A 24,567-nucleotide genomic window follows, 5' to 3' on the forward strand; every position below is an offset into this window, starting at 1 on the left:
ATCGCGATCAGGAAACTCGCGGCTTCAACGGTGTTTGGCTTCGAAGCAGGATGATTCGGTAGCACGCCGTGCATGGAACGGCCACAATGAGCACCATTCGCTTCGATGGGCAGGACTGCATCGGAGCACCACCTGACTCGCCGTGAAAGTCACTTCGGAGGTTCCTCAGCGGCGACTGCACCCCAAACCAATCACGGGAGTTTCACAGCAATGAACACATCAGATGTCACCGGGAAATCCCGTTCAGCGACAGCCTCCGGGGCAGCTTCGAATGAACTCCGGGGCACTTCGCGTCGGCGGTTTCTGGCGTCCGCCGCCGCGGGAGCAGCGGTGATCTCAGCCGCACCGCTGGCCTTCACAGCCAGCCGAACCAGTGAGGAGATCATTACCGGCGAAGGCCAACACAAGTTCCGCGTTGTTCATGCGTGGCCGCAGTTGCCGGACCGATACACCTGGCAGACAACTCACAACGTCGCCGTGGACAAAGGCGGCAACCTGTATGTCATTCACGAAGGGCGAAAGGAACAGAAGGATCACCCATCGATCTTTGTCTTCGATTCCAGCGGAAAGTTCGTGCGGGCGTTCGGCAGCCAGTTTCAGGGCGGCGGCCACGGCATTGAAGTTCGCGAAGAAGGCGGTGAGGAGTTTCTGTATGTCGCCGCTTATCAGCAGATCAAGGCGTTCGCAAAACTGACGCTGACAGGCGAAACCGTCTGGTACAAACGAGCCCCCATGGAATCCGGTGTTTACGCATCCGCCGAGGATCGCTCCACCGAAGCGGTCTGGGGCAACGACCGGTTTCTGCCGACCAATTTCGCGTTTCTGGACGACGGAGGCTTCCTGCTGGCCGATGGATACGGTTCGTTCTACATCCACCGCTATGACAGGGACGCGAACTGGGTGAGCTGCTTCGGCGGCGCCGGTGACGGTGAAGGCAAGTTCAAGACTGCCCACGGCCTGTGGGTCGACAAACGCGAAGGCCGCGAACCCACCATCGTGGTGACTGACAGAGCCCACGATACTCTGCAGATCTTCACGATGGACGGCAAGTACATCGAAACACTGACCGGCTACGGCCTCCCGGCGAACATCGACTCCTGGAAGAACCTGCTGGTTGTCCCCGAACTGAAAGCTCGCGTGACGCTGCTGGACGAAAACAACCAGGTCGTTGCGCAGCTTGGTTCCGCCATTGATCGTCTGGGCGAAGTGAAGGACCTGCGAGTAAAGCCGGACGAATGGAAGAACGGCCAGTTCGTCCATCCTCACGATGCCTGCTTCACACCGGAGGGAGACATCTTCGTCGCAGAGTGGGTCGGCACGGGCCGCGTGACAAAGCTGGAACGCGTGAGCTGAAAGGCAGGCTCTCCCTTCAGGGCTCCGCGCTCACGGAACCACCAAGGTCCGGCAGCGATCGCCCGTGTCAAGCCTGGACGATGGAACAGTCGATTGGTGAATGGTCGGGCGATACGTGATCGCGGCCGCACAACAACCGTTAGGATCCCGAACGGCCGTCGCGTCGCCGTTCGGGTTCCGGCGTTCAGCCGGGCGTCCGGTCAATTGCCTCCGGTCGATGCTCTGTCATGGCATGACAAGAATCAGCCCCACCACGACAAGTGTCTGCATGACGGTGGCTTCTTCGTTAAACGGAATCTGGTACTTCAGCTTTGGAGCACATTCGCCGGGACGGTACCAGCCGAGTGTGTATTCTCTGGCGTGCATCGGGTGCAGAGTCATCTGGTACGGCAGTCCGACCAGTTGTGTCATGAAACGGCCGCCGGACGCGAACGGCTGAACCCAGCGGTTGTAGGTGTGACCGTACCGTTCCAGCGCGGGGTCTTCAAAGTACAGCGGATTGTGCCACAGGTTGGTCGGCGCCCACTGCAGCACCGTCTGAGGCGGCCGAACAGCCACGTACTCGCCCCGATCCATGCGGTCTTCAAAGTCATCCGGCAGCGATTCTTTGGGAATGCTGCCCCAGGCATAGTCGAGTGACGGTCGAATGTCAGTGATCTTGCGGCTGAGCAGTTCCGAAGATGACTGAGCGCCGAATCGCGGTTGCTGCGCAGTGCCTGACGCGACAACCACCTTCATGCCGTAGTCATCCAGATTGTCCGGCAATACATCAACCGGTTCGTAGAATTCCACGAACATGTTGGACACGCGACGGTTCTGCTGGTTCCAGCGGACGGACTGCATGTGCCACTTCTCCGCCAGCGTCCAGGACTCCTCATCCTGCACAATCATATGGACTCGCCGGGCATGTGCCGCGGCAAACGATTCCGGGTACGCCAGCGACGAATACTCCGACACCGGAGCTGATTCCTGCGGAAGTACGGCGTCCGGGATCAGCACGGGAGCACGGAATTCGTCGTCAGGCACCGCGGACAGCGGCGGCATCAAAGGTACTCGGGACATGCGCGCGGCGGAAGGCTGTTCGACGGGCATCGACGACATCGGCGGGACAAGCGAATCGGCCAGTTCACGTGCCGTCGCTCTGCGCCGGACATCATTCGTCAGCTCCTCAGGACTTTGAGCCGGCACGCCCGGCAGGCGCCGCGATTTTGTCACCGGGGAAGACGCGTGAGGAAGCGGCTGCAGCGTTTCCGGAACGGGCACGAGTCGATCGGCGCGGGATCTGGCGTCGAACGCTTCCTCCGCCGGAGTCTGGGTTCGGAAACCTGATGGTCCCGACAGTCTGTCCGCCACGCGAGCCGGATGCGGCGGTGCCGCGACTTCCTGCGGCGGCAGGAAATCGGGAATTCGGATTCGCGCCGCGTCACCGTCAGCGGCGTACAGAGAACCAGCCCCCAGGCACGTTGCCAGAACACTGCCCAACAGCAGTTTTCGGATACGCGCGGAAACGCGATCCGAAAACAGGTCAGCTATGGTCGCCGGGGTAATGCTCCACCGAGTAATTCGGTGCTTCCTGCGTGATGGCAATGTCATGAGGATGGTTCTCCCTAACCGAAGCCGCCGAAACTTCGATAAAGCGGGCTTTGGCTCTGAGTTCTTCCGTGGTATTGACGCCCACGTATCCCATGCCGGATCGCAGGCCTCCCGTCAACTGATACAACAAAGGCTGCAGAGCGCCCTTGTAGGCAACTCGGCCTTCCACGCCTTCCGGAACCAGCTTTGACTGGTCGCCGGAATCCGTCCTGCCCTGCCGATATCGTTCGCTGCTGCCCTTCACCATGGCTCCCAGCGATCCCATGCCGCGGTATCGCTTGAAGCTGCGTCCCTGGAAAAGAATCATTTCCCCGGGACTTTCATCGACTCCCGCCAGCAGACCGCCAACCATGACAGTTGACGCTCCGGCGGCCAGTGCCTTTGTCATGTCTCCGCTGAATCGAATTCCGCCGTCGGCGATGATTGGAATTCCCGTGCCGTCCAGCCCTTTTGCCGCACCGGCGATGGCTGTCAGTTGGGGAACTCCGATTCCGGAAATGATCCGCGTTGTACAGATCGAACCCGGTCCAATGCCGACCTTGACTGCGTCGACTCCGGCATCCGCCAAAGCCTTCGCACCCTCCGCCGTCGCGACGTTGCCCGCGATCACGTCGATGTCAAAACTCTGTTTGATGGCCCGAACGGATTCGATGACGTTGCGCGAATGGCCGTGGGCACTGTCCACGACAAGCACATCGACACCCTTTTCGACCAAATGAGCGGCTCGATCCTGATCGTAGACACCGACCGCAGCGCCGACGCGCAATCGACCGCGGTTGTCCTTTGACGCCCGCGGAAACTGCAGGTTCTTGTCGATATCCCTGATCGTAATCAGGCCTCTCAGTTGATATTGATCGTCTACCAGCAAAAGTTTCTCGACCCTGTTTTCCAGCAGGATGCGTTCTGCCGCTTCCAGACTCGTCGTCTCCGGCGCAGTCACCAAATTGTCCTTAGTCATCACTTCCGCGACAGGCCGGTCCTTGGACTCCAGAAAGCGCAGATCTCGCCGAGTCAGGATGCCCACCAGCCTGCCGTCGACGGTTATCGGAACGCCGCCGATGTTGCGTTCATCCATGATCCGGGCCGCTTCGCCGACGCTGGTGTCCGGCGGCAGAGTCACCGGGTCCACAATCACACCGTGCTCACTGCGTTTCACACGGTCGACCTCCATCGCCTGCTGTTCGATCGACATGTTCTTGTGAATGATGCCGATCCCGCCCAGCTGCGCCATTGCGATCGCCATCTCGCTTTCCGTGACTGTATCCATCGGACTGCTGACGATCGGGACGTTCAGCGGGATGTTTCTGGTCAGCCGCGAACTGATGTCCACTTCCGAAGGCATGACGTCGCTGTAGCCGGGTTCCAGCAAAACGTCGTCAAAGGTCAGCCCCCTGTAGGCGATGCGGTCGTGCATGGTCGGATCCTTTCCAGTTCAGTTGCCTGTCGTTTCACTCGTTGTCGAAGACCTGGCCGTCCACGAGGGAAGTAACAATTCACGAATCCGGAGCAGCCACTTCCGATTGCCGTCAGGCCACACCCGGTTCGCGACTGTCCGCAGTCCCGATTCAATCTTCCAAATTCCAACACGCCGCCTATCGGTCCGGCTTTCAACCGCGGTTCCGAAAACCTACGTCTCTGCTTTCACCGCTTCGGCGAATCGGTTCCCCAGTTTCACCAGGCTCGATACGTCCAGGCTTTCCGCTCGAGTCGTCTGGTCGTGACCCATCTCCGCCAGAAGCTCGTCCACTTCCGGTTTCGAAAGCTGTTTGCTGTACATCCCGACCAGCACGCTGCGCAGCAACTTGCGTCGCTGATGGAACAGCCTGCGGACGAAGTCCAGGAAGAACACTCGATCACTGATCCGGCCGCCGCGACCATCGTGTCTCCAGATACTGACGATGGCTGAATCCACCGCCGGGCGCGGCCAGAAGACCTTCGGGCCCAGCCGTCGCAGAATTCGGACGCTGCACTGAGACTGCAGCCAGACCGACAGGGCTCCGTAGTTCGACGTGCCGGGTTCGGCAATCATCTTTTCGGCGAGTTCCAGTTGGATCGTGGTCACCATCCGCGTCCACGGCAGATCAGAAGCGACCAGATTCGAAATTACGGGTGTCGCCACGCTGTACGGCAGGTTGGCCACCAGCTTCAGTTCCGCGCCCGGTGGAGCGGTGGCGATTTCCGCTTTCAGCAGGTCAGAAATTTCCGGCGCCAGCGTGTTCTTGTTCTTCAGAATGTCACGATTAATCAGCGTGACGTTTTCGTATTCCGCCGTCGCGTGACCGGCCAGCGCGAACATGTTGCGGTCGATCTCCACGGCGATGACGCGGCCCGCCTGCTGAGCCAGAAACGTCGTCATGCCGCCGGTGCCCGGGCCGACTTCCAGCACGATATCAGTCGGCTTCAGTTCGGCAGCCCGGACGGCGAATTCCACCAGGTTGATGTCGATCAGGAAGTTCTGCCCCAGATCGCTGCGCGGGTTGAACCCAAACTGCTTGAACAGTGCCATCAGGTGCGATCGAGTTTGCCGGGCCTCGTCCTTCATTCGCGATCCAGCAGCTTGGCGACGTACTTGCCGAGAATATCAAGTTCGATGTTCACCTCGTCGCCGACGTCGCGCCGGCCCAGCGTCGTGATCTCCAGCGTGTGAGGAATCAGCGCCACGGAAAACCGGTCGGACTCGACATTCACCAGCGTCAGGCTGACTCCGTCAACGGCGACGGAACCCTTTGGAACCATCAGCCGCGTCATGTCCGGCGCGACGCGAAACCACAGGTCCACCCATTCATTGCTGCGGCGAAGTTCGTCGACGGTACCCACACCGTCCACGTGACCCTGAACGAAGTGGCCGCCCAGCCGTCCGCCGACGGCCAGCGAACGTTCCAGGTTGACGGGGTCGCCAGTCCGCAGACGCCCCAGATTCGTCTTCGAAAGAGTCTCCTCACCGGCTTCGAAGTCCAGTGCCCCGTCGGCGATCTTAACCACTGTCAGGCAGCAGCCGCTGATGGAGATGCTCTCGCCGATCGTCGCGGCATCAGCGGGAAGCAGGCGGGCCGGGAGCGATCGTCAGGCGCAGACCGTTTGGTTCCTGCCGCAGGAGTCTGACGATGCCTTGTCCTTCAACGAGTCCGGTAAACATTCGGGGCCAGAACGCGAGAGTGCAACGGGAAGCGGACGGCGACGTGAGCCTGCCGTCGTGTGTTGCGGACGAAGTCTAGCGAAACAAAACCGGATTGCCACCGGCCCGCTCAGCAGGTTCCGGCGCCATCGACGGTGTCGGACCGCTGCAGAGTATCGCTTCGACGCGGCTCCGAAGAATGCCACGCTTCAATACACGACTGGCACCGCCCCAATTCTGACCGCATGCATTCCGGGAACGGCAGCCTTCTGTGGGATTCCGTGACATCTGTCGACGAAAACTGCGGATGCACGAGGTTGCTGGCACTGCAGCGACGACCGTCGAAGTCCGTCGCAGAACAGTTTCCGACGGCTGCGCCGCACAACTTCTGCGAAGATGTGCTACCCAGTGCGGCCCCCGGTGTGGCAGCGGCCTGGCTGCCAAACCGCGAGCGGGGCAGTATGAGACATTCGGGCTCGCGGGAGTAAGAAGAGCGAAAAGTACCGGTGTCCGCCTCGGCCAGTTAAACCCGAAGCTGCGCTCCATGAACGTCCAATCACAGGAGCCCTACGCCGCCCTGTGCTGGCGTATCACGAAATCGGCGCTGGAAATCTCTTCCGTTCGCCTACGGCGTTCGCGCGCAATCAGCAACTGGTACTTCTGGATTTCCAGACTGTAGGCGGCATCAATCAGATCGAGAGCCCGGTGGCAGGCGGAGTCGCCGTGATCCGCGGTGTGAGCGGTTTCGTCGGAATCGTGCATCCCTGCAGCCATCCTGCGGTGAATTTCACGTCATTCGTGATCGTGCGTGTGACCATCATGATCGTGGTCATGCGAATGATCATGATCGTGGTCATGCGAATGATCGTGGTCGTGATCGTGGTCGTGGTCGTGTGAGTGATCATGATGGCCGTCGGGAACCGAAGTGCCTCCCGGCGGTTCGACCGGTAGTGTGCCCGAACCGGCGATTTGCAGGAAGGCCGATTCCGCGGCCCGGTAAACGTCTCGCAGCGGCACTCCGTGGTTTCGTGCGACGGCGGCGCAGTCGTCGAATTCCGGGGCGAACGACGGCGATGTGCCTGTTCGCCACGAACGCTTGCCGGAGACGTCTCCCCACGGGGTAGTGACGGTGACTTTGTCACGAAACTGCACTCGGCGCTGAATTGAAAGGCGCCGAATTCCCAGTGTCCCGGTTTCGTCGAACAGGATTGTCTCCAGCGAATCAATGCTTTCCGGCGAGCACAGCACGCTGACCACGGCGCCCGGCCGGTCCTTCTTCATCTGCACCGGAGTCACCCAGACGTCGAGTGCTCCAGCCCTTGCCAGACGCTGCCGTACGTGGCCGATGACTTCACCCGACACGTCGTCAAGATTGGTTTCCAGCAGCGTTACGAATTCCATGTCAGCGTCTGCAGCCGCTTTTCCGACAAACAGCCGCAAAATGTTGGCTCGCTGAGGAAACGTCATCGATCCGGCGCCGTAGCCGACTTCGTCAACCGTCATGGCGGGCATCGGACCAAAGGCATCGGCCAGCGTCTTCACAATCGCCGCACCGGTGGGAGTCGTCAATTCCGCATCGATCGGCACGTCGGCCAGCGGAATGCCTTTCAGAATCTCGGCAGTTCCCGGCGCGGGAATTGGGCAGATGCCGTGATCGATATGAACGCTGCCTCGGCCGGTCGGAACAAAGTTACAGACAACGCGGTCGACGTTCAGCAGATCGAAGCCCACGGCGGCCCCGACGATATCGACAATGGAGTCGACCGCTCCGACTTCGTGAAAGTGGACCTTTTCGACCGTCGAACCATGCACCCGAGCTTCCGATTCGGCGACCGCCAGAAAAAGTCGTTTGGCGAGTTCTCGCTGACGATCGGTCAGCGCGGCGGCGTTGTCCAGAATCCGGACGATTTCGGTAAAGTGCCGGTGAGCATGCTGTTCGGGATGATCGACCAGCACCTGAATCGCTCGAAACCCGTTCTTGATGACGGTTTCAATGCGAAGCTGCACATCCGGCAGATTCAGCGATGCGATCGCCGAGCGGATTGCTTCCCGACTGACGCCCGCGTCGATGAGCGCGGCCAGAGTCATGTCGCCGCTGATTCCCGTCGCACATTCCAGCCAGGCGATTTTCATGATGGTATCTTCGGGCTACGGATTCGCGCGGCGGTGAGCGATTCGGTGTCCGCCGTTCCACAAGTCGGCCTTCGCGGAAAGGGCGGACTCCAAAGACGGAATCTGCGTTATGGGGGGCTCACCCGTTCTTTGCTGCGTTCCGGGCTCGAATCAGGTCAAGCGGCGACTGACCGGCTGCCGGGACCGGAGGCTTGCCGGCATCGGGTGTCGACGTACCGGCGTCGGCTTTTGGTTCGTCGGACGCCGCAGCTTGTTGTTTTGGCTCCGCCTTCTTCGCGGGGACGGCGGGAGCAGCACCGCCACCGCCGGCGGAAGCTCGGATCTGATCGAGTGGCGATCCACCGGCAGGTTTCTTCTCTGGTGCCGCCGCGGCACCGCCGGCGGACGCTCGAATTTGGTCCAGCGGTGATCCTCCGGCGGGCTTTTTCGCCGGTGCCGATGCGGCACCACCGGCAGACGCCCGAATCTTGTCCAGCGGCGAACCTCCGGCCGGCGCGGGTTTCGGTTTCGCTCCGCCGCCCGATGCCCGGATCGCGTCAAGCGGGCTTCCTCCGGCTGCTGGCTTCGACGCCGGTTTCGATTCCGGGGCAGCTTTGGCGGCTGGCTTGGCGTGGCTTCCGGCGTCCTTCTTTGGTTTCGGAGCATCCACGACGGTTAGAAACGCCGGGTCAATGTCGTACCAACTGATGTCCACCGGACCGTCGAATTCCACCAGCGCGCGACAATTCATGTTGACGGTCTTGACCCTGCCGGTGTATTCGGCGAATCGCCGCAACTCGGGAGTTGCCGCCGCGACGACAACCCATTTGTCGGTCAGTTCACGCTTCAGTTGTTCGGCTCGTTCAATCGACATGATGTTCGCTTCGTGCGGGAAGTGAATGCGCTGGCAGACCCCTGCGAAATGTCGCGCGACCGGACGCGGACAGACCGGAACCAACAACGCTCCGGGATTACACGGCTGCCTGATTCCGACTTTGGTTCCCCTGTCCTGAAAACCAGACCAGTGCGGCAGGCGGCGGCATTCTGAATCAACGAGTCGCGCGAATCAAGCGGTCCGGAACTGAGCCGTGTCCTGGATGCCTCGGTTCCGGCACACGGGAAAACCGAAGGCTTTCGACGGAATCAAGCGTCCGAAATCGACAACAACTGCTTGCCGTCGACGTCGGAATTCTCGGATGCGGCGACAGCTTCCGTGACCTGTTCCAGAGACCAGGTGCGGCCGATAGTCGTCGCCAGAATTCCGTCGCGAATCAGTCTTTCAATACGTCGGAACAGACGCAGCTTCCTCGCGAGTCCGATGCCGGCCATGTAACGGCTCAGCCAGAACCCTTCGATCGTCGCCGCCTGAGTCATCAGGTCTCGAGAACCGAACTGCAGCGGCTGCGGGCTGAGCGTACCGTAGACCAGCATCCGGCCTCCCGGCCCCAGCGACCTAACCACCGCTGACCCTGTTGCTCCGCCGACGGGGTCGATCGCGTAGCGCACTCCCTGGTCGCCGACGATCTGCCGCAGCGAATCCCGTAGGTCGTCGGCTTTGTGATGTTCCGGATCGAACACGACGACCTGATTCGCACCTTCGGCCTTCAGTTCAGCAGCCTGAGCTTCCCGACGAACCACATTGACGGTGCGGAAGCCGCAATGATTCCCAAGGCGAATCACCATGCGTCCCAGAGACGATCCAGCCGCGGTCTGCAGCAGCCAGGCACCCTGCGGAACCTTCAGTACTTCCCGCGTCATCACCCACGCCGTCGCCGGATTGACGAAAAACGTGGCCGCCTGTTCGACAGACAGGTGGCTGCTGACGGGAATAACCCGGTCGGCGGGCGCAATCGCGTACTCGGCCCAGTTACCGCCTGACTGATTCAGCACGACGACTCGTTTGCCTTTGAACAGCCGCCCGCGAAGTCCTCCACCCGATCCTTCGACAATTCCGACGCCTTCAAAGCCTGGCGTTGCCGGAAGCTGCGGCTGCACGCCGTAGATTCCGCGGATAAACATCATGTCGGACGGATTGACGGGACTGGCCAGCATTCGAACCAGCACCTGCCCGTGTTTCGGCTGCGGGACGGACGCGTCAACGCACTGCAGCACGTCACGAGGTTCGCCGGTCACCGGAAATTGAATCGTTTTCATATGAACGCTTCCTGGATGCGTCAGCGTGACTCGTCGCGATGCTTCCTTCAACCGATCAGCAGAAGTTGCGGCTGCAGAAGGGCGTCTCGCGTGGCGCTGAGTATCCGCAGGAGACCAGTACAGCAGCAGAAATCTCGCCGTGCCCGTATCCTCGCATGCACCTCTCCCAGCGCAGCGGCAGGGAGAGGTTCTTGCACCAGCACCGCGCATGGCAGGGCCGCGCACCCACCTCTCCCAGCGCAGCGGCAGGGAGAGGTCGGGCGAGCGGAGCGATGCCCGGGAGAGGGCCGACCGCGCGTTCAGCGTTCCGACATCGCAGCGCGATCAACGCGCGAACGTCCCCTCCCCCGAACGTCGCTTCGCTCGTTCGACCCCTCCCTTTTGCCTTCGGCCGGGAGGGGTTCTTGCACCAGCACCGCCCATGGCACGCGGACGCGCACAGCTACGAGTCCCGCGTTGCGGGGAGTTCTGCGGGGGCCGAACGTCAGCCTGCTGACGCCGCCGAGCGTTCGCCTGGAGGCGCGGTTCGGCGTAGCATGTTGTATTCGATCGAGCGCTGGTGCCCACCGCGCGAACATCCTGACAGCCCGGAACGAAGTACGAAACTTACACCATGAACCGCCTGGCTCACGAGACCAGCCCGTATCTGCTGCAGCACGCGTCCAACCCGGTCGACTGGTATCCCTGGGGCGACGACGCGTTTCAGACCGCGCGGGAACGCGATTGTCCCATCTTTCTCAGTATCGGCTACAGCGCCTGTCACTGGTGCCATGTGATGGAACACGAAAGCTTCGACAACGCGGACATCGCCCGGCTGATGAATGAAACATTCGTCAACATCAAAGTTGACCGTGAAGAACGGCCGGATCTGGATCAGATCTACATGAGTTCCGTAATGGCCCTGACGGGACGCGGCGGCTGGCCGATGTCCGTGTTTCTGACTCCGGAACTAAAACCGTTCTTCGGCGGAACCTATTGGCCTCCGGACGCTCGTATGGGAATGCCGGGATTCCGTCAGATCGTGTCGAAAATCGGTGCGGCCTGGAGGCAGCGGCGCGACGACATCGAAGACAATTCCCGGCAACTGGCCGCCGCTGTTATTCAAATGAGCGTGCCCGCGGGCCGGCCCGGTGAACCGGACGACAAACTTCTTTCCGCCGCGATGTCCGACTTGCTGCAGGCGGCGGATGCGCGTTTTGGTGGCTTCGGCGGAGCGCCCAAGTTTCCTCACGCGATGGACCTGCGACTGCTGCTGCGCCTGTGGGTTCGGTTTCAGAATTCTGAGGCTCTGCAAGTATCCCGATTCACTTGTGACCGAATGGCGGCCGGCGGCATTTACGACCATCTGGGCGGAGGTTTCCACCGATATTCAACGGACGCGCGGTGGCTGGTGCCGCACTTCGAAAAGATGCTGTATGACAACGCACTGCTGACGTCCGCGTATGCGGAACTGCTGCAGATCACCGGGTCGCCGGAGCACGAACGAGTGCTCACGGAGACCCTGGACTATGTGCTTCGTGAAATGACGCTCGACAGCGGCAGCTTCTGCAGTACTCAGGACGCCGACAGCGAAGGTGAAGAAGGCCGCTTCTTTGTCTGGTCGCTGGCTGAAGTCACCGAAGTCCTCGGCATTGCCGATGCGAAACTGTTCGCGGCCGCGTACGACGTCACTCAAGCGGGCAACTGGGAAGGCAGCAACATCCTGAATCGGCCACGACCGCTGAAAGACGTGGCGGACGATTTTCGGATGACTCGCGAAGAACTCGTGCAGGCGCTTGCGCCGCTGAAACAACGGTTGTTTGACGTACGAAAACAGCGAACAGCGCCGGGGACAGACGACAAGATCATCACGGCCTGGAACGGCATGATGATCAGCGGCATGTCGCTGGCATCGCGCGTTCTGGGCGAACCCAGGTATTGGAAGGCGGCCGGGCGAGCGGCGGACGACATCCTTCAGAATCTGCGGGCCGATGATGGCCGGCTATTCCATACCGCTCGCCACGGTCGCCCGTCCATTCGCGCGTTCGCGGACGACTACGCTTGTCTGATCGATGGTCTTGTTGAACTTTATCAGGCGACGTTCGACGAAAGCCGTATCGATCAGGGGGCGGAACTGGCCGATCTGCTGCTGGCCGACTTCTTTGACGAATCCAGCGGCGGATTTTTCTATACGGCGGAAACGCAGTCGACGCCGATCACGCGCATCAGGGACAGTCAGGACGGAGCGACTCCTTCGGCGAACTCGATGGCCGCCACGGCCCTTCTGAAGCTGTCTGTTCTGACCGGACGAAGTCAGTACCGGGACGCGGCGGAATCGACTCTGAAAATGCTGGACAGTCAATTGCGGAAATCGCCGATGTCCGGAGGGCAGTCACTGATCGCCGTCGACCACGCGATCGGACCGATGCCGGAGGTCGTTATCCAGCTTCCGGGTGACAACTGGCAGGAATCGCAGACCGTGAGTTTTCTTCGTCGGCGGTTTGCTCCCGGATTGATGCTGGCGGTTCGAACAGCGCGGCACCGCGACAGTCCGGCACTTCGGTCAGCGCTGCTTGATCCGCTGTTTGAAGGACGCGACGCTGACCCGTCAAGGGAAACGATCTGGGTGTGTCAGCGAGGAAGATGCCGAGAACCAGTCAACGCGGCGGACGATGTTCGACGCGTGCTGGACGGCATCCTTCCGCTGCCCGAATCCATTCGCGGCTGACGTTCGCGTTGTGCGCGTCGCGAAATGCGGCTTGCGATGAAACCGACCCCTGTTAAGGCAACGATTCCGTGGCAACACCCTTCGATGGCAACCGTCGGCAGATGATGTCGGCAATCGCAGCCGCAGGAATCTCGTCCGCCGCGTTCCAGCGTGCTTTGGCGGTTCAGGTGGCAGAAGGTTCACAGATCACTGCTGACAGCATTCGCAATGCGGAATGGGTTGCGGACATCGAACTGACCGACGACGAACGAACACGCGTGGCGGACGCGATGGAGCGAGTCCTCAAACAGCGCCGCGATCTGCAGAGTGCAAACATCACCAGCGACACGCTTCCGGCGTTCCGATTCGACCCGGAAATCGGCGACGGCACGGCGGCGGCACGCTCTTTGATGAAACCTGACTGGCTGACGGCAGCGGTCGATGACGAACCCAATCCCGCCGAACCGGACGGACTTCCGTTTCGATCGATTCGGTCGCTGGCGCGAATGCTGCGAAGCGGGCAGACAACGTCCGTGGAAATGACGGAACTGTGTCTCGCGCGACTGGCGGAACACGATCCGACGCTGAAGTGTGTCGTGACGCTGACACCGGAACTGGCGCTCGAGCAGGCTCGTCGTGCGGACGATGAACTCCGCCGCGGCGTCGATCGCGGGCTGCTGCACGGCATTCCGTGGGGCGCGAAGGATCTGATTTCGGTGCCGGGATATCCGACAACCTGGGGAGCTCCGCAGTTTCGTGATCGCGAGCTTCCCGGCACGGCCGCCGTCGCGCGAAGGCTGGACGACGCGGGTGCCGTGCTGGTCGCCAAGCTGTCGCTGGGAGCACTCGCGATGGGCGACGATTGGTACGGCGGAAAGACTCGCAACCCGTGGAATCCGGAACAGGGTTCGAGCGGTTCATCAGCGGGTTCCGCGGCAGCCGTTGCGGCGGGACTTGTTCCTCTGGCGATCGGAAGCGAAACACTGGGCAGCATCGTGTCTCCGTGCAAACGCTGCGGAGTTGCCGGACTGCGGCCAACGTTCGGGCGCGTCAGTCGAGCCGGGTGCATGTCGCTGTCATGGACGATGGACAAGCTGGGACCGATCGCCCGCAGTGTCGATGATTGCGGCATCGCGTTGGCCGCAATTCACGGAGCCGACGTCGACGATCCCACGTCCGTCCAGCGGTGGTTTGACTGGCCGATGTCCGTCGACCTGACGTCGCTGCGCATCGGCAGGGCAGATGGTGAGAATCCGTCACCCGCCGACGCGAAGATTCTGGACGTGCTGACGAATGCCGGAGCCCGCATCGTCCCCGTCACGCTGCCCCGCGACGTGTCGGAATATTCGATCGCCATCATGGGTGACGTCGAAGCGGCGGCTGTGTTCCACGATCTGCTGGCGGCAGGCGACACCGACGGCCTGAATCGCTGGCCCGACATCTTTCGAAAAATGCACTTTGTTTCCGGCGTCGACTACCTGCGCGCCGCGCGGGCTCGCACGCTGCTGATGATGCAAATGACGCAGGTCTTCGAACAGGTTGACCTGTACGTCGGCGGCAGTGATCTGGGGATTTGTAATCTGACCGGCCATCCGACACTTGTCTTTCCGACGGTGACACAGAACTCCGAACATCCGCAACCGGAATGCGGAACTCTGACCGGTCGGCTGTACGACGAAGCCACGCTGCTGGCCGTCGGCTCAATCGTCGAACGCGAAGTCGGGATGACGTCACAGCATCCCTGCGAATGACACCGTTCGAGCGTTCACGCCCACCGGGAAATCGGCAATGCCGGCGCCGCGGGATGCATTTGGTTTCCCTCGAAACGCTGCGGCATTAGCATGGGTGGAATCCCGTAATCGGACAACTGGGTTTCTGCATGGCTGTGTCGCTGGCTGAACAATTTGAAGCTCTGTGGAACGTCACGGACTCGGCGCCTGATGTGTTCGAATTCCTGGATCGCCATCCGGAAGCTGATACGAAGAGCCGCTTGCAGATCCTGCTGACGGATCAGCGGCAACGCTGGAAGTCGGGTGCGCCGGTACACGTCGAAGACTACCTGAAGCGACTGCCCGCTGCCGGATTTGAGGCAGACGACAAGCTCCGACTGGCGGTGGGAGAATTTGATCAGCGGCTGGCGACAACCGGTTCTGTCGAAATTGGCGAATTCCTCAGCCGGTTTCCGGAAATCCGGGGTGCTCTGAAAAGCCGACTGTTGGGAACCGGGTCGGGAATGTCTCAGACAGTCGACCAGGATCTTCCCCAACTGACGGCCACGCAACTGGATCTGACGGAAACCGGACACGATCTGCTGGGGCGATACCGGGTTGATCGACTGCTGGGAGCCGGTGCGTTCGGCCATGTCTACCTTGGCTTCGACGAAGAACTGCGGCGACAGGTAGCGATCAAGGTTCCGGCACCGGAGCGGTTTCGCCGGCCGGAAGACGCTGATGTTTATCTTTCCGAAGCTCGCACCGTGGCCACGCTGAACCATCCGAACATCGTGCCGGTGTACGACGTCGGACGCATGGACGACGGCTTGCTGTATGTCGTCTCGCGGTACATCGACGGCCGCACGCTCGCACAGATCATTCGAGAAGATCCGCCGGATTTCGCCACCACCGCCAGGCTGCTGTCCGAAGCCGCGCAGGGGCTGCATCACGCTCACGGCAGACACCTGGTCCATCGTGATGTCAAACCGGCCAATCTGCTGGTCGAAGAAAGCACGGGGACGTGCTTCGTCGCTGACTTCGGCCTGGCCATTCGCGAAGAAGACTATCTTCGCGAAGAAAGCGTTGCCGGAACTCCGTCGTACATGAGTCCCGAACAGGCGCGAGGTGAAGGGCATCGCCTGGACGGGCGCAGCGACGTGTTTTCGCTGGGTCTGGTTCTGTATCGAATGCTGACGGGACGCAAGGCTTTTCCCGGCAGCACGCACCACGAAATCCTGCACCAATTGCTGACAACCGAACCGCTGCCACCGTCGGCATTCAATCGGCAGGTTCCGGCGGAGCTGGAACGAATCTGCCTAAAGGCTCTCGCAAAGAAGGTGTCTGACCGCTACGCCACGGCGGAACAGTTTTCCGAAGATCTGCAGCACTGGCAGAGTGAACCGGTGGCCGACAGCAGACCGGCTCGCATTGTCCCGCGGGGGCTGAGGTCCTTTGACGCCGACGACCGCGACTTCTTCATCGAACTGTTGCCGGGCCCGCGCGATCGCGACGGCTTGCCGGACAGCATTCGCTTCTGGAAGTCGCGCATCGAGGAAGCGGACGCCGACCGGACATTCAGTGTCGGTCTGATCTACGGCCCCAGCGGCTGCGGTAAATCGTCACTGATGAAGGCGGGACTGCTGCCCCGGCTGAATCCGGAAATCACAACGATCTACATCGAAGCCACACACGACGGGACCGAAACGCGAATTCTGCGGGAACTGCGAAAGCGCATCCCCGATCTGCCGATTTCGTCCGGCCTGGCGTCCACGCTGGCATTCCTGCGGCGGCGTGAGATCGACAAGGTCGTGATCGTCATCGATCAGTTGGAACAGTGGCTGCACGCTCATCCGGACGATCCCGACGCCGAACTGGTCAGCGCGCTGCGTCAGTGCGACGGCGGTCAGTTGCAGGCCATTGTCATGGTCCGTGACGACTTCGCTATGGCCGCGGCCCGGTTCATGGACAGTCTGGATGTCCCGATTCTGCAGGGCAGCAACTTCGCGACCGTTGATCTGTTCGACGCGGAACATGCTGCGCGAGTCCTGACGAAGTTTGGTCAGGCATTCGGCCGTCTGCCGGAACACAACAGCGACGTTACCGACGAACAACGGCGGTTTCTCAGCGACGCCGTCGCGGGACTCAGCCAGGACGGCAAGGTTGTTTCCGTTCAACTGGCCCTGTTCGCGGAAATGGTGAAGAGCAAGCCGTGGGTTCCCGAAACTCTTCGACAGATCGGCGGAACGGCCGGTGTCGGCGTGACGTATCTGGAAGAGACCTTCAGTTCCCGCTCGGCGAACCCGCTGCACAAGGCTCACGAACAGGCGGCCCGCAATATTCTGAAGGCACTGCTGCCGGAAATCGGAACCGATATCAAGGGACACATGAAGTCGCAGCACGAACTGCTGCTGGCCTCCGGATATGAATCGCGACGAAAGGATTTCTCCACGCTGATTCGAATGCTTGACGGAGAATTGCGGCTGATCACGCCTACGGACGCGGCCAGTTCTGTCAGCGAAAGCGGTACGAATTCTTCGGCACAGTACTATCAACTGACACACGACTTCCTGGTGTCGGCGCTTCGAGACTGGCTGAACAGAAAGCAACGGGAAACCAGCACCGGGCGCGCCGAACTGCGGCTGGCCGCGCTGGCCGGAATCTGGGACACAAGCCGCGAACGGCGCCATCTGCCCAATTCGATTGAGTTCCTTCGAATCGCGGCTCTGACGGATCCCCGACACAGAACTCCGGCTGAATCGCAGATGATGTCGGCGGCAAAGAAACATCACGTCCGTCAGTGGTTCGCGGGCAGCCTGCTGATGGCCGCCATGATCCTGGTCGGCTTCCTGGCAGTTCGGCACAGTCGACATTCTAACCATCTGGTCCGCGTGGATTCCCTCGTGGCCCGACTGCTGGACGCCGACTTTGAAGACGTTGCACAGATCGCCGGATCGCTGGCTGAGCTTCGTGAAATCTCCGAACCGAAACTGCGAGAGATTGCCGAAGACGAGCAGCGTCCCGAGTCCGATCGCTGGCGATCAAGGCTGGCACTTGTCAGCTACGACAACGCGCAGGTGGACTCACTGGTCGGCCGCATGTTGCTGGCCGAACCGCAGGAACTGGACGTCATTGCGCGGATGCTGAGCCCGTACGATGACACGACCCGTCGCCGGTTGTGGCAGACGATGGACGACGATCGCGCGTCGGCGACCGTCCGACTTCGAGCCGCGTGCGCACTGGCCGCCGATGCGCCGCAGGACGCGCGCTGGACGTCACACGCCGAGCATCTTGCCGCCGCACTGGTTCGGCAGAACGATCTTCATCTGGACGGCTGGGTCACGGCGCTGGCCCCCATCCGGCAACAGCTTGTCGCACCGCTGACGGAGATTTTTCGCACGAACACCGACCAGTTGATTCAGTCCCGCTCGGCCAGCGTGCTGTCGGAATTCGCCGGCGACGATCTGCCTCTGCTGACGCGACTGGTTGTGCAGTCCAGTCCGGAACAATTCAGGGTGTTGATTCCGATACTGCAGGCAGACCGGCTGCAGGCAGTACGATTGCTGCAGGTTCAGATTCGGAATTTGCAGGACGAAGCCGCAACCGGCGCGTCGCCGACGACTTTCGTGGCAGCCGATGACCTGCCCGAATGCGCCGCGGAACTGGATGCTGCCGGAGGCGTCCTCGCAGCGGAATACGCGTTCGTCGCATCGCTGCCGCTGACTCGATTTGAGGCCGTCACCGAACAGTTGCGAGAACACGGTCTGGCACCGATTTCGGTGCGGCCCTGGCTTGCAACGGACCAGCTTCTGGTGGCCGCCACCTGGGAACGCTTCGATCCTGACGGTTCCGATCGCGAATGGAAGTTCGCCGTCGATCTGTCGGAAGCGGAGGTCCGGTCGATGAATGAACAGTCCATCGCGGCAGGTTTGATTCCCCTTGATGTGGCCGCCTGGAATGCAGCCGACAGCGATTCTCGGTTCAGCGCGCTCTGGGCGACACCGCCGCCCGACGTGATCGGTGGCAGCATGTATGTCGCGGTCCCGGAACGCAGTCATCAGGAAGCCTGGCAACCCCTGAACGACGGCGGCTTCGCGCCTCGCACCAATATGCTGACAGTGGGAGATCTGGGAGAGCGTCTGCACACGTCCATCCGCTGGCGGATGCGGCCGGCTCCGGTTTACTCCGACGCATGGAATATCGGCGCCGAAGAATACGCTCAGCGAGACGCCAGCGGCTGGTGCCAGATGGATGTACGTTCCGAACCTGACGACAGGTTTTCTGCCGTCTGGTGGAACGGAAGTCCGTTTGTTTCGCGCCGCCTGGATGGCCTGAGCACCCGCGATCACCGGCAGCGCGCCGCGGACCTGATGGCGGAAGGCTTCCATCCCGTCGTCGTCTCCGTGATGGGCGACCGATCTGCGTCGGGTGTTGTTTCGTCGGTCTGGCATCGCCGAGCCACGCCGGAACAGGAAATCGATGGGCTGGCGAAGAGTCACGCCCTCGCTTTGATCGCACTTCTTCAACTGGGCGATTATTCGCTGATCCCGACTCTGGCGGAATCGGAACACGGCCATCGTCGGCGGGCATGGTTTACGCACCTGGCGGCTCGCTGCGGAACAAATCCCGCGACTCTGGTGGATTCACTGGAACAGTCCGACGTCGGAACCTGCTGCTGCGGAATTCTGGCTCTGGCTCAGTTTGATGTCAGCCAGGTTTCAGCGACCGTGGTTGATCGCATCTGCGAACGCGTTCGCAGCCACGTGGCGGATCATCCGTCCGGAGCACCGCTGTCCGCCGCGGAGCTGCTGGCAAAACGATGGAAGCTGGCAGCAGACAGAATCGTTCCGAAATCGGAATCGTTCCCGTTTTCCGAAATCACGGAACGCGGCTGGTGGGTCACCAGCATGGGACAGCGCATGATTCCGGTGATACAGCCGGGCACCTTTCTGATGGGATCACCGGGCAGCGAAGTCGAAGGCGACCACCACCGCGAAGTCACTCACCGGTGCCGCATTCCGCGAAACTACGCCATCGCTGTGCATGAGTTGACGGTTCGCGACTTCCTGAGGTTTCAAAAGGACTTCGGATACGTCCCGCAGTATTCACCCGACACTGACTGTCCCGTCAACATGCTGACCTGGTTCGACGCCGCGCGTTATTGCCGCTGGCTGAGTGAACAGGAAGGCATTCCGGAAGATCAGATGTGTTTTCCGCCGCTGGAAGACATCGTCGATGGAATGATCCTGCCGAGTAACATCCTGCAGCGCACGGGATATCGTCTGCCGACCGAAGCTGAGTGGGAATTCGCCTGCCGGGCCGGCACCGCGTCGCCGCGGTATTTCGGCAATTCCCCGGAACTTCTGCCAAGCCATGCATGGACGGCGGACAACTCCGCGTTTCGTTCATGGCCTGTCGGCAGCCTGCTTCCCAACGATCTAGGCCTGTTCGACATGTATGGCAACGCAATGGAATGGTGTCTGGGCTTCGGTGAAGACTATCCGACCGACATCGGCCGCGTCCGTGTCGACGAAATCAACGAAGCGATCCGGATCCATTCGGCAGGACAAGGCGCCCTTCGCGGCGGGGCATTCCTTTATGCTCCCTCCAACGCCCGCAGTGCTCAGCGCCATCGCGGACCATTGATCGACGTCGAACCAAGTCTGGCGTTTCGACTGGTTCGCACAATTCCAATGAACACACAGTGACGGCGTCCTTTGGCGGAGCGCCGCGGTCAACCACGATCAGTAGTAAGGCTCAATTGCCAGGGAATCGTCCTTGACGGTGGCCGACCGGTGTCCGTTCATGCTACTGTCTGTTCGTTCGGGCCGGCAGGGTGAACGCCTGCATTCAATCACGTTGAGGAACTCAGTAATGGACAATGGGCTGGCAACTTCTATCGACACAAACACGAAACGAAATTTCGGCGGTCAATATCGCACGACCGCGACGCAGCCGCAAAATTCCGCGGCGGCGCTGTCCCGCGAACAAATCCTGGCGATGGGACTCGCGGGAACAGTTTCCATTCCGCTGACGTTTCCGGAACTCGGACAGCTTCAGATTCGCCGCAATGCAGTGCCGGCGGGAGTCTTCGACTGCGAAGGTCCGAAGGATCTGATCGTTGTGTGCCAGAAGGTGTCTCCTCAGGTCATCATCAGCCGCAGTTTTCTGGCCGACGATGTCGCTGCCGTGTTTGTTCCCAAAGATCCGTGTCACGTCGACTTGTCCTGCGGCACCTGGCTGACCGGAATCGAGATCGGAGCGCTGTGTGACATGGAGCCGAATTCGCCGACCGGGATCCTGGGAATCGCCTACGTCCGGGAAAGTGCTCCATCGCTGCTGAACGTCGATGCCGGTATGACGGCTGCCGAAAGCGCGGAATACTATCCGCCGCTGGCCGAGAATCGTTCGGCGAATCACTATCAGTTCCGCAAACCCGGCTTCGGCTCTGCCGCCATGATGAATCCGCAGCCCGGAATTCCCGCAGAAAGGATGACGCTCGAGAGCTGGACTTCCGTGCCTGGCTGCGTCGACGGCTTTTGTGTCCATTAGCGTCGAATCCGTGGCCTCGCTGACTCCGCATGTTGATGTCGTGATCCTGACCCGGCCGGGGGAAGCCGTTCCCGCTTCCGTGCAACGGGCAGTCTGCAATCAAACCGCAGTGCGTCTGACGGTTCATCTTGTGCAAGGCCACCGGCTTCCGTCGGACAGCAATCGCTGCGAAACAATCGCGAGAGCCCGGCAGTTCGGCAGTCGCTGCGGCGGAAGTCCGTGGCTGATGTTCGTCGACGACGACGTGCTGCTGCATCCGGACTGCGTTCGTCAACTGCTGGATGGATTGCGGAGCCGGCCGACGTTTGCGGCTCTGGCGGCAGACTACGGGAATCAACGTTCGGATCATGGACCGTCGCTGCACGTGACAATGGGAGCCACACTGTTTCGCCGCGAAGCGTTTCGCTATTTTCATTTTCGCTGGGACAACCAGCGCTGTGAGTGCCGCTGCTGCAGCGAAGATCTCCGCGGTCAGGGACTTCTGATTGACTACCTGCCCACTGCGTTCGCTCGACATTTGACCGACGATGAGCGGGACGGCCAGCTTCTCGAATACTCCACGCCGGTCGCGCGACCGACGCCTGAGTCGTCGTCGCACGCACAGGTTCTGGCCGCGATCAACCGCAGACACTTCGACCGGTTCCGCGGTCCGTTTCTGCGAACTCTGCGAGGCTGTGGAAATCTCGAACAGGTTACGGTAGCGGGATACGGCCTGTATTCGTCCGAAGTCCGTCGCCTGGAAATGCTGCCGGGCGTTCGTGTGGTCAATCACACGCCGAATGGCGTGCTGCCCCCGATCCGCCGGCTGCGCGATTTTCAACCGATCGTAGCCGCGTTGCCGCCCGACACACCGGTTGCCTACTGGGATGCCGGAGACGTCGTGTTTCAGTCCTCCCTGCAGCCGCTTTGGGAGATCGTTCGTCAAACGCCGAATCGTCTGCTGGCCGTGCGGGAACCAAAGGGCTTTCCTGCCAACTCTGCCGTCGCCGCGTGGACGCTGAGCATTGATCATCCGGTCGCCCGCAGGAACGCGTTCGAGCTGCTGGCGTCCCATCCGTTCCTGAACAGCGGTTTTGCCGCCGGAACCGCCCGAACAATGCTGGCATATTTTCGAACAGCCGACCGCCTGAGGCATTCCGAACACCTTGCCGGCACGTCGGACTGGGGTGACCAATCGGCGCTGAATCTCTATTGCCACTCCAATCCCGGAGCGTGGCGTGAAATCTCTGAAAGCTGGAACTACTGCATTCACGACCGGTTGCCGGGCGAAGTTTTTGTCGCCGCCAGCGGCAGACTCACCAGCCGCCGCGGCACCCCGATTCGAGTCGCTCACGGAAACGCCCGGTCGCTGCGAAAGCTATGGCTTCCACGCTACTCCGATTCAGCGCTGTGCCCTTCCGGCCGGGATCCTTCAAATCCGGCATGCGGGAACATGTGGGACCAGGGTCCATTCGCGGAATGTCAGCAAACCGACTGCGAAACTTCGTGCTGAAATGTTATTCGTCTTGTCACGAAGTCATGCTTCACCGACCCCGCGTTCACGCTGCGGAATACCCGATTCCGTCGCCTGTGAGTTGCTGCCGATCAGGGCGGGATTCTTCCAGGACCAGCGCTTCGAAAAGGCAGCGAACCTGTCACGTCAGACTTCACCGCACGCGGAACCCGATGCTCAACAACACGTGCCAGGATGCCGATGACTTCCATTGCCAGTGCCTACGGTCAGAGCCGTCGCGTTCTGCGAATTGTGTCCCGTGTCCATCCGGTGCTGGTCGACACCGACATTGCCGCCAGAACAGTCGCGCTGCTGGTGCGCAATGATCGCATCGCCGGCGCCGGACTTCGCGAAAGTCTGCTGCTGCAGATCCGACAGTTGACGCAGGATCAGTCCACAGACGACGAAAACCAGCGGATTCTGGAGGCTCTGGTTCGCGAGTTTGAAATCGGATATCGGCTTCAAACGGTGGATCGCGTGCCGGAAGCTGTGGTGCCGGATATGGAATTGCCGGACTTCGACGAGCGGCTTGCTTCGCTGAGGCAGCGGTACCCCTGGCCGCAGACAATCCCCGGCGGTATCGATGCCAACGAAAACGATCACTTCCTGACACCGCCTACCGCGGAAGTTCTGCGTCGCATGATCGATGAACTTCGACCGAAGCTGATTGTGGAAGTCGGTTCCTGGCTGGGCGGTTCCACGCGACTGCTGCTGAGCCATTCTGCAGCCTTCGTCGTCGCGATCGATACGTGGCTCGGTTCCGAAGAACACCAGCCAGGCCGCGAATGGATGGAACGACATCGATCGCGGCAGAATGTGCTGAATCGGCTGTTCGAAACGTTCCTGGTGAACTGCTGGCCGTATCGCTCCCGGCTGATTCCCCTGCGCACATGCAGCATCGACGGACTGCATCAGGTGGCGCGACACGGATTGCAGCCGAACCTGATCCTGCTGGACGGCGCCCACGACTTTCTAAGCGTCGCTACAGAACTGAGACTCTGCGGACGATTGTTCCCAAACGCGAACATCGTTGTGGACGACTTCGTACAAGGCGCGGCGTGGCTGGCAGGGCTGGTCCGGGCCGTGGAAGACTTTGCGGTACAACAACCGTACGAACTTGAGGAACACCGAAATCAGACGGCGATACTGCGACCGTCTTAACGGGATTTCCCGTCATCGGCAGCGGGCGCGACAGCATCGGCATCGTCACCGCGGGAAATAACACGCCGGGCAGCACGCGCGCACAGCAGACAGCGCGGCCGAATGCACTGACGATTCGTTGTTTCGACCGATCACCAGCCGATTGTCATGTTGGCTTCAATCGTCTTTTGAGCTTCGTGCAGGTCAGCGCCGGTGTCCAGCATGTACAACCGAATGGCGTGCAACTTGTCGCCGGAGGCGCGATTCAGACAGTCGCGAGCCACGTCGCAGGGGTCGGACTTTCCTTCGAGTCCCAGCAGCCTTTTGCTGATGACCCACAGGTCGCGAGGTCTTCTGGTGATCCGCGTAATTTCCTCACTGGGATAGTATTTGCCGGCAAGTTCCTCGGCCTGTTCCGGACTGTTGGCCCATCCGATCATGATGTGCGATTCCGTTTCGATCTCGTAAAGAGCCATGGGCGTGATTCCTTCATACGGGGTCCAGTCTGCGGGGTCGTCAAACGCTGCACGACACCCGAGTTTTCGGACGGCACTATACCTGTTGAAAGCCTGGCGGGAAACGCAGCCATTCGGATTGTTTCTGCGCAGCGGCGGATTTTGATAGCGCAGAGTCTTACCGCAGTAACGCATCGGCCGATGGC

General features: G+C 61.0%; 16 protein-coding genes. 7 read left to right on the top strand and 9 right to left on the bottom strand.

Translation table 11 applies throughout. From position 1 onward, the window contains the following. Positions 1-210 precede the first annotated feature (210 nt). Positions 211-1,353, top strand: a complete 1,143-nt coding sequence (locus R3C19_23480) for a hypothetical protein (protein MEZ6063320.1) — start codon at positions 211-213, stop codon at positions 1,351-1,353. A gap of 225 nt (positions 1,354-1,578) precedes the next feature. On the opposite strand, the gene R3C19_23485 is transcribed toward R3C19_23480, so the two are convergent. From R3C19_23485 to R3C19_23520, 8 genes are all read right to left on the bottom strand, one after another. Beyond that, entirely contained in the window at positions 1,579-2,946 is a 1,368-nt protein-coding gene (locus R3C19_23485; GenBank protein MEZ6063321.1) for a hypothetical protein, read from the bottom strand. Beyond that, the gene (guaB, locus tag R3C19_23490) at positions 2,879-4,360 is read right to left on the bottom strand and encodes an IMP dehydrogenase (GenBank protein MEZ6063322.1); all 1,482 of its coding nucleotides are present in this window, start codon (positions 4,358-4,360) and stop codon (positions 2,879-2,881) included. The genes R3C19_23485 and guaB overlap by 68 nt, the downstream gene beginning before the upstream one ends. A gap of 213 nt (positions 4,361-4,573) precedes the next feature. Further along, the gene (rsmA, locus tag R3C19_23495; protein ID MEZ6063323.1) at positions 4,574-5,488 is read right to left on the bottom strand and encodes a 16S rRNA (adenine(1518)-N(6)/adenine(1519)-N(6))-dimethyltransferase RsmA; all 915 of its coding nucleotides are present in this window, start codon (positions 5,486-5,488) and stop codon (positions 4,574-4,576) included. Further along, a complete protein-coding gene (locus tag R3C19_23500) occupies positions 5,485-5,928 on the bottom strand; it encodes a riboflavin synthase (protein MEZ6063324.1) in 444 nt (147 codons plus the stop codon). Before R3C19_23500 ends, rsmA begins: the two co-directional genes overlap by 4 nt. Before the next feature lie 700 nt (positions 5,929-6,628). Continuing rightward, positions 6,629-6,823: a hypothetical protein gene (locus tag R3C19_23505; GenBank protein ID MEZ6063325.1), complete on the bottom strand. Its 195-nt coding sequence runs from the start codon at positions 6,821-6,823 to the stop codon at positions 6,629-6,631. A 30-nt stretch (positions 6,824-6,853) separates the two neighbouring features. Continuing rightward, positions 6,854-8,194, bottom strand: coding sequence for a nickel pincer cofactor biosynthesis protein LarC (larC, locus tag R3C19_23510; GenBank protein ID MEZ6063326.1), 1,341 nt, complete (start codon positions 8,192-8,194; stop codon positions 6,854-6,856). A gap of 118 nt (positions 8,195-8,312) precedes the next feature. After that, positions 8,313-9,047, bottom strand: a complete 735-nt coding sequence (locus R3C19_23515; GenBank protein MEZ6063327.1) for a hypothetical protein — start codon at positions 9,045-9,047, stop codon at positions 8,313-8,315. Between the two features lie 269 nt (positions 9,048-9,316). After that, positions 9,317-10,327: a zinc-dependent alcohol dehydrogenase family protein gene (locus tag R3C19_23520; GenBank protein ID MEZ6063328.1), complete on the bottom strand. Its 1,011-nt coding sequence runs from the start codon at positions 10,325-10,327 to the stop codon at positions 9,317-9,319. Between the two features lie 613 nt (positions 10,328-10,940). Between R3C19_23520 and R3C19_23525 the strand changes: the two genes are divergently transcribed. The 6 genes from R3C19_23525 (at position 10,941) to R3C19_23550 (ending at position 23,927) form a co-directional block, all read left to right on the top strand. Continuing rightward, positions 10,941-13,034, top strand: a complete 2,094-nt coding sequence (locus tag R3C19_23525) for a thioredoxin domain-containing protein (GenBank protein MEZ6063329.1) — start codon at positions 10,941-10,943, stop codon at positions 13,032-13,034. Positions 13,035-13,102: 68 nt separating this feature from the next. Beyond that, the gene (locus tag R3C19_23530) at positions 13,103-14,764 is read left to right on the top strand and encodes an amidase (GenBank protein MEZ6063330.1); all 1,662 of its coding nucleotides are present in this window, start codon (positions 13,103-13,105) and stop codon (positions 14,762-14,764) included. A gap of 128 nt (positions 14,765-14,892) precedes the next feature. Further along, positions 14,893-20,430, top strand: a complete 5,538-nt coding sequence (locus tag R3C19_23535; GenBank protein ID MEZ6063331.1) for an SUMF1/EgtB/PvdO family nonheme iron enzyme — start codon at positions 14,893-14,895, stop codon at positions 20,428-20,430. A gap of 166 nt (positions 20,431-20,596) precedes the next feature. Then, positions 20,597-21,274 carry a hypothetical protein gene (locus tag R3C19_23540; protein MEZ6063332.1) on the top strand — a complete coding sequence of 226 codons (678 nt, stop codon included), beginning with the start codon at positions 20,597-20,599 and terminating at the stop codon, positions 21,272-21,274. After that, positions 21,264-22,766, top strand: a complete 1,503-nt coding sequence (locus R3C19_23545; protein MEZ6063333.1) for a hypothetical protein — start codon at positions 21,264-21,266, stop codon at positions 22,764-22,766. The genes R3C19_23540 and R3C19_23545 overlap by 11 nt, the downstream gene beginning before the upstream one ends. Before the next feature lie 201 nt (positions 22,767-22,967). Continuing rightward, complete coding sequence (locus R3C19_23550) at positions 22,968-23,927, top strand: hypothetical protein (GenBank protein MEZ6063334.1); 960 nt, start codon at positions 22,968-22,970, stop codon at positions 23,925-23,927. Positions 23,928-24,058: 131 nt separating this feature from the next. Here the strand turns inward: R3C19_23550 and R3C19_23555 are convergent, their stop codons facing one another. Then, the gene (locus R3C19_23555; GenBank protein ID MEZ6063335.1) at positions 24,059-24,382 is read right to left on the bottom strand and encodes a DUF6793 family protein; all 324 of its coding nucleotides are present in this window, start codon (positions 24,380-24,382) and stop codon (positions 24,059-24,061) included. Positions 24,383-24,567 lie beyond the last annotated feature (185 nt).

It is taken from the genome of Planctomycetaceae bacterium, assembly GCA_041398785.1.
Classification (GTDB): Bacteria; Planctomycetota; Planctomycetia; order Planctomycetales; family Planctomycetaceae; genus JAWKUA01.